At 68.2% G+C, this 13,735-nt stretch carries 14 protein-coding genes and 1 pseudogene; 7 read left to right on the top strand and 8 right to left on the bottom strand.

The window, feature by feature from the left end; translation table 11 throughout:
- Positions 1-17: 17 nt before the first annotated feature.
- A complete protein-coding gene (locus tag QH470_RS37160; RefSeq protein WP_280277077.1) occupies positions 18-1,265 on the bottom strand; it encodes a TIGR03618 family F420-dependent PPOX class oxidoreductase in 1,248 nt (415 codons plus the stop codon).
- 59 nt (positions 1,266-1,324) lie between these two features.
- The gene (locus QH470_RS37165; protein WP_280277078.1) at positions 1,325-1,903 is read right to left on the bottom strand and encodes a TetR/AcrR family transcriptional regulator; all 579 of its coding nucleotides are present in this window, start codon (positions 1,901-1,903) and stop codon (positions 1,325-1,327) included.
- Positions 1,904-1,975: 72 nt separating this feature from the next.
- Here QH470_RS37165 and QH470_RS37170 point away from each other — a divergent pair.
- Positions 1,976-2,656: pseudogene (locus QH470_RS37170) on the top strand (NAD(P)H-binding protein); the annotation flags it as partial.
- Between the two features lie 361 nt (positions 2,657-3,017).
- Here the strand turns inward: QH470_RS37170 and QH470_RS37175 are convergent.
- The 4 genes from QH470_RS37175 to QH470_RS37190 form a co-directional block, all read right to left on the bottom strand.
- Positions 3,018-3,359: a ferredoxin family protein gene (locus QH470_RS37175; RefSeq protein ID WP_280277079.1), complete on the bottom strand. Its 342-nt coding sequence runs from the start codon at positions 3,357-3,359 to the stop codon at positions 3,018-3,020.
- Positions 3,356-4,951 carry an FAD-binding protein gene (locus QH470_RS37180; protein ID WP_280277080.1) on the bottom strand — a complete coding sequence of 532 codons (1,596 nt, stop codon included), beginning with the start codon at positions 4,949-4,951 and terminating at the stop codon, positions 3,356-3,358. The genes QH470_RS37175 and QH470_RS37180 overlap by 4 nt, the downstream gene beginning before the upstream one ends.
- A gap of 33 nt (positions 4,952-4,984) precedes the next feature.
- The gene (locus QH470_RS37185) at positions 4,985-5,926 is read right to left on the bottom strand and encodes a TauD/TfdA dioxygenase family protein (protein ID WP_280277081.1); all 942 of its coding nucleotides are present in this window, start codon (positions 5,924-5,926) and stop codon (positions 4,985-4,987) included.
- Positions 5,927-6,057: 131 nt separating this feature from the next.
- Positions 6,058-7,272 carry a cation:proton antiporter gene (locus QH470_RS37190; protein ID WP_280277082.1) on the bottom strand — a complete coding sequence of 405 codons (1,215 nt, stop codon included), beginning with the start codon at positions 7,270-7,272 and terminating at the stop codon, positions 6,058-6,060.
- Positions 7,273-7,648: 376 nt separating this feature from the next.
- Between QH470_RS37190 and QH470_RS37195 the strand changes: the two genes are divergently transcribed.
- A complete protein-coding gene (locus QH470_RS37195) occupies positions 7,649-8,548 on the top strand; it encodes a helix-turn-helix domain-containing protein (RefSeq protein WP_280277083.1) in 900 nt (299 codons plus the stop codon).
- Entirely contained in the window at positions 8,545-8,754 is a 210-nt protein-coding gene (locus QH470_RS37200) for a DUF397 domain-containing protein (protein WP_280277084.1), read from the top strand. The genes QH470_RS37195 and QH470_RS37200 overlap by 4 nt, the downstream gene beginning before the upstream one ends.
- A 90-nt stretch (positions 8,755-8,844) precedes the next feature.
- On the opposite strand, the gene QH470_RS37205 is transcribed toward QH470_RS37200, so the two are convergent.
- Complete coding sequence (locus QH470_RS37205) at positions 8,845-9,750, bottom strand: LysR family transcriptional regulator (protein ID WP_280277085.1); 906 nt, start codon at positions 9,748-9,750, stop codon at positions 8,845-8,847.
- A 209-nt stretch (positions 9,751-9,959) separates the two neighbouring features.
- Between QH470_RS37205 and QH470_RS37210 the strand changes: the two genes are divergently transcribed.
- From QH470_RS37210 to QH470_RS37220, 3 genes are read left to right on the top strand one after another with little or no spacing between them, the layout of a single operon-like run.
- Positions 9,960-11,018, top strand: coding sequence for an ABC transporter substrate-binding protein (locus QH470_RS37210; RefSeq protein WP_280277086.1), 1,059 nt, complete (start codon positions 9,960-9,962; stop codon positions 11,016-11,018).
- Positions 11,015-11,854, top strand: coding sequence for an ABC transporter ATP-binding protein (locus tag QH470_RS37215; protein ID WP_280277087.1), 840 nt, complete (start codon positions 11,015-11,017; stop codon positions 11,852-11,854). Before QH470_RS37210 ends, QH470_RS37215 begins: the two co-directional genes overlap by 4 nt.
- A complete protein-coding gene (locus tag QH470_RS37220) occupies positions 11,847-12,719 on the top strand; it encodes an ABC transporter permease (RefSeq protein ID WP_280277088.1) in 873 nt (290 codons plus the stop codon). The genes QH470_RS37215 and QH470_RS37220 overlap by 8 nt, the downstream gene beginning before the upstream one ends.
- Here QH470_RS37220 and QH470_RS37225 read toward each other — a convergent pair.
- Entirely contained in the window at positions 12,670-12,987 is a 318-nt protein-coding gene (locus QH470_RS37225; RefSeq protein WP_280277089.1) for a hypothetical protein, read from the bottom strand. The genes QH470_RS37220 and QH470_RS37225 overlap by 50 nt on opposite strands.
- Positions 12,988-13,309: 322 nt before the next feature.
- Between QH470_RS37225 and QH470_RS37230 the strand changes: the two genes are divergently transcribed.
- Entirely contained in the window at positions 13,310-13,714 is a 405-nt protein-coding gene (locus QH470_RS37230) for an AMP-binding protein (protein ID WP_280277090.1), read from the top strand.
- The last annotated feature ends 21 nt before the right edge of the window (positions 13,715-13,735 follow it).

A 13,735-nucleotide genomic window follows, 5' to 3' on the forward strand; every position in this document is an offset into this window, starting at 1 on the left:
CTGCCCCGGACGATTGCTCAGAGCCGGCCGACCACGCGTTCGGGTGTGACGCGGACAGTCACCATCTCGACGTCGCCGTACCGCTCGGCGACGTCGGGGTTGTGCTCGGTGTAGGTCTGGCCGGTGTATTTCAGCGAGAGGCGGTCGCGTAGTTCGTGGCCGCCCTCGGCCACCAAGGTCGCGCGGCCGTGGAGGGCCGCGTAGGTGTAAGGCGCCTCGGGGGGATTGAGCAGCACGCTCACACGCGGGTCGCGCCGGAGGTTGCGTTCCTTGCGGCTCCCGGCCGCGACGGCGAACAGCACATCGTCACCGTCGCGGAGCACCCACACCACCGACTGGTGCGGGCCGCCGTCCGGCTGGACCGTCGCGACGGTGGCGAACACCGGGGTGTCGAGCACCTGCCGCAACCGGTTCGGATCGACGCCCCATGCCGCCGGCTGGAGCCGTCCGAGCAATCGCACTGTCTCCGTGTGCAATCGGTCGGCGGCCTCGGGGTCGAAGGCGGGCCCGTGCACATCCAGGGGCCGTCCCTCCACGATCGCGGTGAGCGGTTCGGCGGGCGGATGGTCGAGTACGTCCAGGATCGGGACGATCGCCTCGTCGATCGACCGGGCACCGCGACGCATGCGCTCGATGTGCTCGGCGGTCGGCGCGTCGTAGTCGCCGGACAGCGCGGTGTTCACCACCCCGGGATGCAACAGCACGTACCGGGTCCTGGCCGATACCCGGGCGCGCGCGAACCGCACCCCGAGCAGGTCGTTGAGCTGGCCGCCCTGTGCGAGCGCGTGTCCGCCGTCGTACCCCCGCTCGCCCTCGAGGTCGTCCCAGCGGATCGCCCCCGTCCCGCTCCCCGGCCCCGCCACGTTCACGATGACCGGATGCTCGGCACGGTCCAGCAGGTCGATCAGGTTGTGGCTGAACACGAATCGGCTCAGATAAAACAGCGCGAAGTTGTACTCGAACCCCTCCTCGGTAACCAGCCGCTCGGACCGGAAATGCCTGGCACACAACAGTAATGCGTCGAGCGTGTCGAACCGTTCGCGGATCTCCGCGATGGCGGCGCGCGTGGCGACGATCGAACTCAGGTCGGCCGCGACGAAATGCGCGCGTCCTTGCGCCCCGAGCCCCGCGGCGTCCGCGAGGAACGCCTGTCCCTTCGCCGGGTCCCGCCCGACGACCACCACCGCGTCACCCTCGGCCAGTCGCCGCAGCGCCACGGCGCGGCCCATTCCGTCGGTGCCACCCGCCACAACAAGGTTCTTCATGGGCTCGATTTAACCAGTCAGTTCAATCAGATTGCAATCCTGGTTAAAATTCAGCTCCGTCACCCGGACGCGCGCAGGCCGTTGAGGGCGTGGGTGAGCAGCCGGTCCGCCTGCGCGGAAGTGGCGTGTTCGCGAGTCCACGCCGCCGCGTTGACGAGGGTGAAGAGGTCGGTGGCGGTGGTGTCCGGGGCGAGTGCGCCGGCGCGGGTGGCTCCGGCGACGAGTTGTTCGCCGATCTCGTTCATGCGCAGGCAGGAGGCGTGCAGTTCGCTGTCGTCGTCGTCCAGACTCCGCACGAGTACGGCCGCGAGCCCCCGATAGGTGGCGGCGTGCTCGACGACCGCGCGCACCCATTCGGCGACGATGTCGAGCGTGGCGGGCGCGTCGAGCAACCGGTCGCCGCGCTCGAACAGGGCCTCGTTGCGGTCGGCCAGCAGCGCGGCGATCAGCGCGCGACGAGTCGGGAAGTGCCCGTACAAGGTGCCGACACCGACACCCGCCCGCCGGGCCACGTGCTCCAGCGGGGCGTCCGCGCCGCCCGTGGCGAACACCTCGTCGGCCGCCGCCAGCAGCGCTTCCCGATTGCGCCGGGCGTCGGCGCGGGGACGACGGCGGGCCGGTGTTTCGCTCTCGCCCATCACAAACCCTTCTAAGTCGAGGCACCCTCGAGATATATTTCGAGGGTGCCTCGATTTTAGAAGGAGTGGGCGATGATCCTGGTGACGGGTGCGACCGGTTCGATCGGCCGCCATCTGGTGGGTGACTTGCGGCGGCGCGATCTGCCGTTTCGGGCGCTCGTGCGCGACCCCGTGCGGGGGCGAGCGCTGGGCTGTGACCTGGCGGTCGGCGATTTCGACGATCCGGACTCGATCGCGGCCGCCGTGTCCGGTGTCGATCAAGTGTTCCTCTGTTCCCCGGGCGCGGGACCCACGCCCGGACCGCAGCCGATGATCGCGCAGCAGACCGCGGTGATCGACGCGGCCGCGCGGGCCGGAGTGCGGCGGGTGGTCAAGGTGTCGGTCTGGGGCGCGCGGCCCGGCGGTTTGCTGGCCGAGGGCGCGCACGCCGAGATCGAGGCGCACCTGGAGGCATCCGGGCTGGACTGGTCGATCCTGCGGCCGAGCGGGTTCATGCAGAACTTCCGCACCGGCGCGGGCTCGTTCAGCGCCGACGGCAACCTGCTCGGGGCCTATGGGCAGGCGCGGGTGTCCTACATCGACTGCGCCGATATCGCGGCCTGCGCCGCGGTCCTGCTCGCCACCGAGCGCGGTAGCGGCGAACGATATGTGCTGACCGGGCCGGAGGCGCTGACCCACGCCGAGATCGCCGCACGAATGTCCGCGGCGATCGGCCGCCCGATCTCGTATATCGACCTGCCGCCAGGCGAATTCGCCGACAAGCTGGTCGCGCAGGGGATCCCCGCAGCCTTCGCCGCCGATGTGGCCGCGCTCTACGCCGAGGTGGCGGGCGGCTCATTGTCCGAACCACCTCGGCGGTCAGCGATCTCACCGGCCGACCAGCGACCACGTTCGCGGAGTTCCTCACGCGCGAGCGAGACCTGTTGCGGCAGTGGCCACCTCAGCTCTACGAATGACTCCCCGCGCCTCGTGCCTCGGAGCACGCCATGTCATCCCGACATGCCTCGGCCCACATCAGCCCGACAAGCCTCGGCCCACATCAGCCCGGCATGCCTCGGCCCACATCAGCCCGGCATGCCTCGAATCAGTCATCCCGGCATGCTTTTGGCCGGGATCAGGTCCGAGGTAACCGTGGCGGAGGTGCGCCGTACGGCAGCGGCGGGCCGACCGCGATCAGACTGCCCGGGGTGCGGCCTCGGCCCCAGCCCAGCTTCTCGCGGTATCGGCCGATGTGCTCCTGCGGGATCGCGTCGTGGTCGGTCAGCGGGGTCGCTTCCGGGGCCACGTACAAGGCGTCGGCCGGGCAGTACGCCTCGCACATGAAGCACGTCTGGCAGTCGGATTGCCTTGCGATGACCGGAATTCCGTCCGGGGCGCGGTCGAAGACGTTGGTGGGGCAGACGTCGACGCACTTGTCGCAGCCGATGCAGTCGCCGGCACGCAGCAGCTCGATCACGACGCCACCGTCAGGGCGCTGTGCCGCGCGGGCGCGGTGGCCGTCCACACCTCGTCGAGCCCGCCGGACAGGATGTGATGGTGCTGGGCGGGATCCAGGTCGGGATGGTCGGCCCGCTTGCTCATACCGCGAGTCTCCGTGCGCGCCAAGGCGGATCGGTACATGAGCCGACCCACCGCCGTGATGGCGGCGGCCTCCCGGGCGCGCACCCGCTCCGCACCGCTGTCGGCACACAGAGCCTCGGAGGCCGTGTGCCACAACGTGTCCAGACTCGCCAGCGCCGGGCGGATCCGGTCACCGTGGCGCAGATAGTTCTTCTCGAACGGGATCAGTTCACGCTGCGCGGCGGCCAGCACATCGGCGGGCCGCACCCCCGCCGTGCCGTCCGGTCGCAACCCGGTGCGCCCGGCGCCCCGCAGATCGGTCACCGCGGGACGACCCGACCGCAGGGCGAAGCGAGCGGCGCCACCGCCCGCCCAGGTGCCCGACGACATCGCCCACGCCGAGTTGTGGCTGCCGCCGCCGGTGAACCCGCCGCAGATGCGTTCGCGCGTCGCGGCGTCGCCCGCGGCGTACAGCCCGGGAACCGTGGTGGCGCACTCGTCGTCGATCACGTCGATCCCGCCGGTGCCGCGCACCGTCCCCTCCGCGAGCAGGTGGACCTCGAACCGATCGGTGAACGGGTCGATGCCGCGCCGATCGAACTGGAGGAAGAAGTTCGGCTGCCCCAGTCGCATCTGCGCACGGACCGTGGCGTCCGCGCGGTCCAGCTGCGCGAAAACCTTCTCGTGCAACAGCGTTCGCGCGATTACCGAGCGGCCCTTGGTCGACCCCGCGCCCTCGAGCACGCGGCCGTCCTCGTGGAAGAAGGTGGCGTAGCCGTAATAGGCGGTCTTGGTGACGGTGGCGCCCTTCGGCACGATCGCGTAGGCGTTGGAGAATTCCATGCCGGAGAAGCTCGCACCGACCTCGGCGGCCATCAGGGCCCCGTCGCCGGTATCGACGTTGGTGCCCAATGCCCTCGACAGGAACGCGCAGCCCCCGCTGGCGAGCACCACGGCTCCGGCGGCGATGCGGTAGTCCCCGTCGGCCTGCCGCCGATACCCGGCCGCGCCGCGCACCACGCCGTCGGCGTCGACCAGCAATTCCAGTGCGGGCGAGTGGTCGAGGATCCGCACTCCGGCGCGCCGCACCCACGCGCGCATCCGGCGCATGTACTCCGGTCCCTGCACGCCGGTGCGGATCTGCCGCCCGGTGCCGGGGTCGACCGGGAAGGGGTATCTGCCCTCGGTCGCAAGGCGACTCATGTTGGCGTAGGTCTGGTCGAGGACCCGGTCCATCCAGTAGTGGTCGGCGAGATATCCGCCCAGCGCCTCGCGACCGGCCTTGGCCTGTGCGCGGGCCGCCGGGTCGGGCGCGACGTACCAGACGCCGGTACCGGCCGGTGCGGTCGCGCCGCTGGTCCCGCAGTATCCCTTGTCGACGAGGATCACCTCGGCGCCCGCCGCCCGGGCGTGGATCGCCGCCCAGCAGGCGGCCGGGCCGCCGCCGATCACCAGCACATCGGTGTCGATCTGCCACGTTTCGGTCACGTCTCTGCTCCTGACATTCTCGGAAAGCACGAATCAGGAGCCGTGGAAGGGCTCGCCCTCCACCGATTCGGACCGGCGGCCGTCCACCCCCTGCGGGACGTCGCCCTCGATGGTGACCCGGTACAGCACCCGGTCGTGCCCGAGGTGCCCGGCGTCGGGGATGGCGAGATGCGCGGTGGCCCGGTTGTCCCAGAACGCGACACTGCCCGGCTGCCAGCGGAAGCGGACGGTGTATTCGGTCCGGGTCGCCTCTTCCCACAGCGCGTCGAGCAGATACGAACTCAGCCGCGGACCCAGACCACGCAGGTTCTTGGCCGCCCGGGTGAATCCCGGGCTGACGAACAACGCGCGCTCACCGGTCTCGGGATGGACCCGGACCACCGGGTGAAAACTGCGCAGCGGCTTGCGGGCCACCGCGTTCGCTCGCGTACCGCCTTGTGCCGCACGCGATTCGAAGGTGTGCTCGGCATCGAGGGCGTCCACGAGGTCACGCACCGGGGCCGGCAGGTTCTCGTACGCGGCGACCAGATTCGTCCATGCCGTATCGCCGCCGTACGGCGGCAAGATGTCCGCGCGCAGGATGGAGAAGGCCGGCGGGTTCACCAGCGCGGTCACATCGGTGTGCCAGCTGCTGTCGTAGGAGGTGCGCTTGCGGCCGTACTGCTCGCCGTAGCGCCTGCTGTCGATCGGGAAGATCTCCGGGAAACCCGGCGGCGGATTGTCCTCGTAGGGATGAGCCGGGGTGACCTTGCCGAATCGCCGGGCGAACGCCACCTGCTCGGCGTGCCCGATGGTCTGGTCGCGGAAGAACACGACCTTCCATTTCAGCAGGGCCTGCCGGATCTCGGCGATGACCCGATCGGGCAGGTCCTGCGCCAGGTCCACGCCGGAGATCTCGGCTCCGGTGTAGCCGGACTGCGGGTGAATCGTAATCGTAGACTCGGACGAAAGAGACTGCGCTGCAACAGTTGTCATCGTGACCATCCATTCCCTCGGCACGACAATGTTCCCGTCACGGTACGTCGCGCGCCGCGGTATGCCACCGGTTGCGATCGGCAAGATTACCTGCACGATCGCTACAGCCGACCTTGATATCGAGAGAGCCGCTACGTGGAGACGCGGCTGGGTTCGGCGGGAACGGTTTCGGGTGACGATTTCAGCAGGGTGAGCAGCGGCGCCGTGAGCGCGGTGGTGATCAGGGCCATGACGACCAGCAGCGAGTACAGGTCCGGGCCGATGATGCCGGTGGACAAGCCCACGTCCAACAGGATCAGTTCGGTGAGGCCGCGCGTGTTCAGCAGGGCCGCGAGGACTCTGGCCGGGTGCTTGTCGATCCCCGCCAGCCGGGCGGAGAGGTAGGTGCCGATCACCTTGCCCGCGACCGCGACCGCGATCACGACGACGAGTTCGAGGACGCCTGCCCGATCGATGCTGGAGAGGTCCACGCGGAGCCCGGCGATCACGAAGAAGCACGGCATGAACAGCGCTCCGAGCGGCTGAACCGCGGCCGTGACCTGCTCTCGGCCACCACGCGGAAATACCACGCCGAAAAGGAACGCGCCGAAGATCAGGTGCAGCCCCGACCATTCGGTCATCGCGCCCCACAGCAGCGCGCCGCACACCGCGACCAGCGTGAGGGACCGTTCGGTCGACATACCGCCGACGACGCGACCGAGCAGCGGCCGCACGAGCCACCACGTCCCCGCCGCCAGGGGCACCAGCAGCAGCAAGCGCCACGTCTGGCCCGCCTCGGTCCGGGTGGAGGCGATGACACCCGCCAGCACCACCCATGCCAGCACGTCACCGACGGCCGCGCACCCGAGCGCCAACTGCCCGACGGGAGTGCTGAACATTCCCCGGTCGTGCAGAATCCGCGCCAGCACCGGGAACGCGGTCACCGCCAGCGAGCAGCCGATGAACAGCACGAACGCGATCCGGCTGCCGGTCTGATGGCGCGCCAGGATCGTCAGGGCGGCAACGGAACCCAGCACGAACGGCAGCACGTACGCCGACAGCGACACCACCGGCACGGCACTGCGATTCTTGGCGAACCGCCCGAGATCGGTCTCCATGCCCGCGACGAACATGAACAGCGCGATTCCCACATTCGCCAGCGCGGTCAACGCCGGCCTCGTATCCATCGGAAAGACGAGAGTCGACAGGTGATGCCCGAGCACCGTCGGCCCGGCCAGAATCCCGGCCGCGATCTCGCCGACCACGGGCGGCTGCCCCACCTTCTCGGCCAACCACCCCAGCACCCGCGCCGCGGCCAGAATCAGAACAAGATCAATAAGAAGCATGGTGACGACGTGGCTGGGCACAAGCCCACCTCCTACCTTCCCGAACCCCGGCATCGGCGACACGAACCGATCCGGCCGAATAACCCTACCGGTGTCGGTCGCCGAAGTCGCCGCTTCAAATGTTTGCTCTCGTATCGCTCGTAAATGAATGTCCATCCCGTTGTGGCAGTTGAGATCTCGGGCTTCCGCTACAGTTGAGGGGCATTTCGGGTTGCGCCGCAACGGCATCGGGTTCTACCGGCCGTTGTAAAGAACAGCAGGTGAGCAGCGGGGAGCGGCTCGATCACGGCGGATTGCGGCAGAAGAATCCGAAGTCCGCGGAGACGACCCACCACCGCCGCAGCGTCCGACCCACTTTCACAGGTTGATCCGACCCACATTTGCAGGGGGTATGCGCATGACCAATAACGGCGAACCGTCGACACTCGCCCGGCGGCAACTCGGCCGGATGCTCCGCGAGGCCCGTCAGGCGCTCGGCCTGACGATCGAAAGGGCCGCCCCGCTAGCGGCACTCAGCAAATCCGGACTGCAACGCCTCGAAGCGGGCGACGTGGTCAAGATCCGCACCCAGGACATCGAGCTGCTGTGCGAGCTGTACGAGCTGACACCCGACCAGACCGCGCGGCTGGTGGAACTCGCCAACCAAGCTCAGGAAAAGAGCTGGGTCACGGCGTTCGGCGGACTGTACAGCGACTCGACGTTCAATATGGTTGTCGGGCTGACGGAATCGGCGGCGCATCTGTTCGTCTACGCCGAGATCGTTCCGGGGCTGCTACAGACCGCGGCCTATGCGCGCACCCTCATCAGCGCCTACTTCGCCGGCGATGAGCCCGACGACATCGAACGCCGCGTAGCGCTGAGAATGCAGCGGCAGAAGATCATCACACGCAAGGCCGATCCGGTGAAGCTCGATGTCCTACTTCGCGAGTCCGCCCTCTATCGCGCCGTCGGGACGCCGCGAATCATGGCCCGCCAGCTCCACCACCTCGCGGAGATGAGCAAGCTGCCACACGTCTCCCTGCGCATCCAGCCGTTCTCATCCGGTTACCCTCAAGGCGCCTTCCTCCCGAACCTCTTCATGATCCTGGACTTCGGGACAGACGCCAAGGGACGACCGGTTGAACCACCACTCGTCTACCTGGAAGGATCAGCAGGTATCAACGATCTGTTCTTGGAGAAGACCGACGACGTCGAGCGCTACCGTTTCCTCACCGCGGCAGTCCGAGCCGTCTCGCTCGACGACACGAATTCACGAGACCTGCTTCGCCAGGTGGCGACTAGGAGATACGAAACGTGAACACTGATCTATCCGTGGCGAATTGGTTCAAGAGTAGCTACAGCAGTGGCAAGACGGACTGCGTCGAAGTCGCCTGGCTCGATGGTGGGGCGGTGGGTGTCCGGGACTCGAAGAACCCCACCGGTCCCGCGCTGATCTTCGCCCCCGGCGAGTGGGATGCGTTCACCGACAGCGTGCGTGGCGGGAGTTTCGGCCCGGTTCAGTAGGTTTCGGCCTGGGCGGACACAGATCGGGCCGGGATGGCAGTTTTCGCCGTCTCGGGCGGGATTGTGGATGCTCAGGCCGGATCCAAGACTTCACGACGCGAGCCGCTCCGGACCCGCGACCGCCCGCAGTGCTCCGATAGCCGCGGCGACGGCCGGGCGGTCCAGGGACGCCTGGCGGTAGGTCACGCCGATATGCCGGAAACCGCCCGGGACGGGCGAGGCGACCAGGTGGCGGTGGCGGTCGTCGACCGACATCTCCGGGACGACCGTCACGCCCAAGCCGTGATCCACCATTTCCGCCATCGCCGCGAAGCTGCCGCCGCGGTGCTCGATTCGCGGCGCGAATCCCGCTTCGCGGCAAGCGAATACCACCGACACGATGGACGGCGCACCGTCGCGGGCGGCGATCCAGTCGGCGTCGCGGACGACGCTCAACCCGTGCTGGCGCACCCGGTCCCGCAGCGGCGGCGGGGCGAGGAGCACGAGGGGGTCGCTCAGGAGGGATTCCGAGGCCAGACCGAGCGGCAGATCCTGGGTGCGGAACGAATACGAGTACGTCACGGCGAGATCCACGTCCTGCTGGCGCACCGCCTGGACCGAATCCACCGGCACCATGTTCACCAGCCGGACGCGCAATCCCGGATACTCCGCCCGTAACCGCGCCGCCGCGGGCAGCGCCAGCTGCGAGAGCGCGGTGCGGAAGGTGGCCACGGTGAGCACGCCGGTGACGGCCGCGTCCGTAGCGGCCACCGCGCTCTCGGCCTCCTCCAGCGCCGCGATGATCCGCACCGTGTGGTCCACGAGCACCCGGCCGGCGTGGGTCAGCCGCAGCACCCGGCCCTCCCGCCGGGTCAGCGCCGCGCCCACCTCGTCCTCGAGAATCCGCAACTGCTGGGACACGGCCGAGGTCGTGATGCCGTGCAGTTCCGATACGGCCGTCATGGTGGTGTGCTCCGCCAGGTCGCGCAGCAGGATCAGACGTCGAATGTCGTACATGCGTCCTCATTTCGACTGTCCCCGCACCGTCACCGGCGACCCACGGGCACGGTCATCGCCGAAACATTACGGCGCGGTGCGCTCAATGGTCGACCGATAAAAACTGCGTGATCGCAACAGCAGAGCCGGAGAATGCCGCCGGGCACACTCGACCACAATCCCCCCACTTCGCGAAAGATCGAATGATGTTGTCCCGCAGTAGAAGATTCATGCCGCTCCGCGTCCTCGCCGCAGCGCTCGCCCTCCCCGCCGCCGTCTCGCTGTCGGCCGGGTGCGGCAGCTCCGATCCCGGGCTCAGCGCGGATGGCAAGACCGTCCTGCGATATCAGGGACAAACCGGCCAGGTGTCGCCCTTCGAACTCGCCGCCGATCTGGGTTATTTCCAGAAGATCCAGCTGCGCTGGGAAAACGACAGCACCAGCGGCCCGGCCAATATCCAGGCCGCGGCCACCCGCCAGATCGAATTCGGCAGCGCGTTCAACGGGGCCGTCGTGAAACTGATCGCCGGTGGCGCGCCGGTGAAGTCCGTGCTGAGTTCCTATGGCGCCGACGAGTTGTCCTTCACCGGCTATTTCGTGCGCGACGATTCCGGTATCACCTCCGCGCGTGATCTGATCGGCAAGAAGGTCGGTGTCAACACCCTCGGCGCGCACCACGAATTCATCACCCGAGAATGGCTGCACCGCCAGGGGTTGAGCGAACCGGAGATCAAGCAGGTCCAGTTCGTGGTGCTGCCCCCGGTCAGCACCGAGGACGCGTTGCGCAAGGGCCAGATCGATGTGGCCGCGCTGGGTAGCGTCTTCCGCGATACCGCGGTGGCGCGGGGCGGGCTGCATCCGCTGTTCACCGACAAGGACCTCTTCGGCAAGTTCGACTACGGCACCTACGTGTTCCGTGACGACTACATCAAGCAGCATCCCGACGCCGTGCAGGATTTCGTGCAGGGCACCGCCCGCGCCATCCGCTGGTTACAGATCACACCGCGCGACCAGGTCCTGGCCAAATTCGAGGCGATCATCAACCAGCGCGGCCGCAACGAGAACACCGAACTGCTGAAGTACTGGAAGAGTTCCGGAATCCCGGTGCCGGGCGGCGTCGTCGACGAGCGCGAATTGCAGATCTGGATCGAGTGGCTCGTGCGCAACGGCGAATTGAGCGAAGGAAAGCTCACGGCCGAGGACGTCTACACGAACAAGGACAACCCTTACGCCAACGGCACCTACGCGCCGACGAGCGGACCTGCCGGAGAGGTGGTGGCGGCGAAATGACCGGCACGGCAAAGCTTTCCCTGACCGGCGTGCGCAAGCAGTTCGCCGCCCGCGGCAGCCGGGAACCGTTCACGGCACTCGCCGACGTCACCCTGGATCTGCACGACGGTGAGTTCCTGGTGCTGGTCGGCCCCAGCGGTTCGGGCAAATCCACCCTGCTCGACCTGCTCGGCGGGCTCAGCAAGCCGACCGCGGGCCGGATCCTGCTCGACGGCAACCCGATCGAGGGCCCGGGGCTGGATCGCGGCATCGTCTTCCAGCAGTACGCGCTGCTCCCGTGGCGCACCGCCCGCGCGAATATCGAATTCGGTTTGGAAGCGAAGCGAGTGCGGCGGCGCGAGCGGCGCGAGATCGCCGAGCACTATCTGAATCTGGTGGGGCTGGACGGTTTCGGCGACCGGTACCCGCACGAGCTGTCGGGCGGCATGAAGCAGCGCGTCGCCATCGCCCGCAGCCTCGCCTTCGATCCGGAGGTGCTGCTGATGGACGAGCCGTTCGCCGCACTCGACGCGCAAACCCGAGAGTCGTTGCAGGACGAGCTGTTACGCATCTGGCGGACCACCGGCAAGACCATCCTGTTCATCACCCACGGCATCGACGAGGCGGTGTACCTGGGCCAGCGCGTCGCCGTGCTCACGTCGCGGCCGGGCCGGATCAAGGCGGTGTTCGATATCGACCTCGACCGGGATTCCGGCGCCGATGTCCGTTCCAGCGAACGGTTCCGGGACTTCCGGCACCGCATCTGGGAGCAGTTGCAATCCGAGGTGAGCCGGGCTCAGGGCCTGGAACGCGCCGCGCTGACCACCCACACCGACCGGAGGCCCACCCATGTCTAGTGCCGTGCCACTCGCGGAGCAGGTGACCCGCTACCCGGCCGCGCCCGGACCGGACGCCGCCGCACCCTCGGGCGCGCCGATCCGGGCGCTGCGCGCGGCCACCGGGCTGGGCTGGCGGCTGCTCAAGCCGGTCATCGTCATCGCGCTGTTCCTGGCGGTGTGGGAAACCGCTCCCCGATTCGGGTTGGTGGACGAGGTATTCCTGCCGCCGTTCTCGGTGGTGCTCGACGCGTTCGTCGAACTGGTCCGCACCGGGGAGATGTGGAACCACGTGTCCACCAGCCTCACCCGATCACTGGCCGGTTTCGGGCTCGCCCTGATCAGCGCGGTCCCCGTCGGTATCGCCATCGCTTGGTACAAGCCCGTGGCGGACTTCCTCAATCCGATTCTCGAGCTGTTCCGCAACACCGCCGCACTGGCGCTGCTGCCGGTGTTCGTGCTCATCCTCGGTATCGGCGAGACGTCGAAGGTGGCGCTGGTGGTCTACGCCAGTTTCTTCCCGATCCTGCTGAACACCATCACCGGTGTCCGCACGGTGGAGCCGTTGTTGATCAAATCGGCTGTGTCGCTGGGCTTCTCACCGATCGGACTGTTCCAGAAGGTGATCCTGCCGGCCGCCCTGCCGTCGATCTTCACCGGCCTGCGGATGGCGGCCTCGTCGTCGATCCTGGTGCTCATCGCCGCCGAAATGGTCGGCGCCCGAGCCGGTCTCGGCTATTTGATCACCGCGGCGCAACAGAACTTCCAGATACCGAACATGTACGCCGGCATCCTCGCCATCTCGCTGGTCGGCCTGTCGTTCAACGGAGTTCTGGTCACGCTGGAGCGTCGCCTGTCTCGCTGGCGCCCTCGGACCGATCAGTGAGATAGTCCGCCACCCAGGCTTCCGCCGCGGCCTTGGCCGCCTCGATCGACATGACGGAGGCCTCCCGCAGCAGGCGGCCGTCCGGCCGTCCCACCCACCACGAGCAGGTGGTGGGTGTGGTGGCCCGGATCCGGGTGCGCACCGCACCGAAATCCTTGACCAGACGCGGTTTGCCCGGCGGGCCCGTCAGCTCCCACCCGTCGGTCGCGTGCTCGGGCAGGAGCGCCACGACTGCCCGTTCACCCCCGCCCGCGCCCTTGTCGTCCACCACCTCATCCTTCCGATCCCCCTCTGGCGCAACGAGAAAGAGCGCCGGGGACATATCGGTCGCCACGTTGCGCTCTCCGTCCCATCCTGCCCGACGCCACCGGTACCGGGCCGCGCATCGGGGATTCGAGCCGGGCCCCGCCGCCGGTGTCCGAGACACTCGCAAGTCTAGGTTACCGTTCAGCAATCTTCCACGGTTTCGCGATCGCCGTGCGACGGGAGCGGGTATCGACACCTTGGGGTGGTAACGCTCACCCCTGGGAGGCCGCCGGCCAGTACTGAGGTCGCTGTCGAGACGGGTCCGCAACCCCGACAGTTGATTCATGAGCAATTCCACCCGGCAGACCGACCCGACCACCATCGCCGTCCTCGCCGACGACTGCGAACTCACCTGGACCGACCTGGATCGCTGGTCGAATCGGTTGGCCCGGTTGCTCGTGCAGCGCGGCGCGCGGCGCGGCGTCCGGATCGTGATGGCGGTGCCCGCGCCGATCGAGGCGGCCGTGACGCGGGCGGCCATCACCAAAACCGGTGCGATCCCGGCCCTGGCGGCGGATGATGATTCCACTCCCCGGGCCGACCTCGGCGTGACCACGAGAGCGCAGCGCGGCCATCTCGGTGATGCGATCGACTGGCTGGTGCTCGACGACCGCTCGACCCTGCTGGGTTACCTGACCGGGTCCGACGCACCGCTCGGCGACGCCGGCGCCGTGAATCAGGCCGCCTGACAACTGAACACTCAGGACTCT

This window comes from Nocardia wallacei (assembly GCF_029868745.1).
Classification (GTDB): Bacteria; Actinomycetota; Actinomycetes; order Mycobacteriales; family Mycobacteriaceae; genus Nocardia; species Nocardia wallacei_B.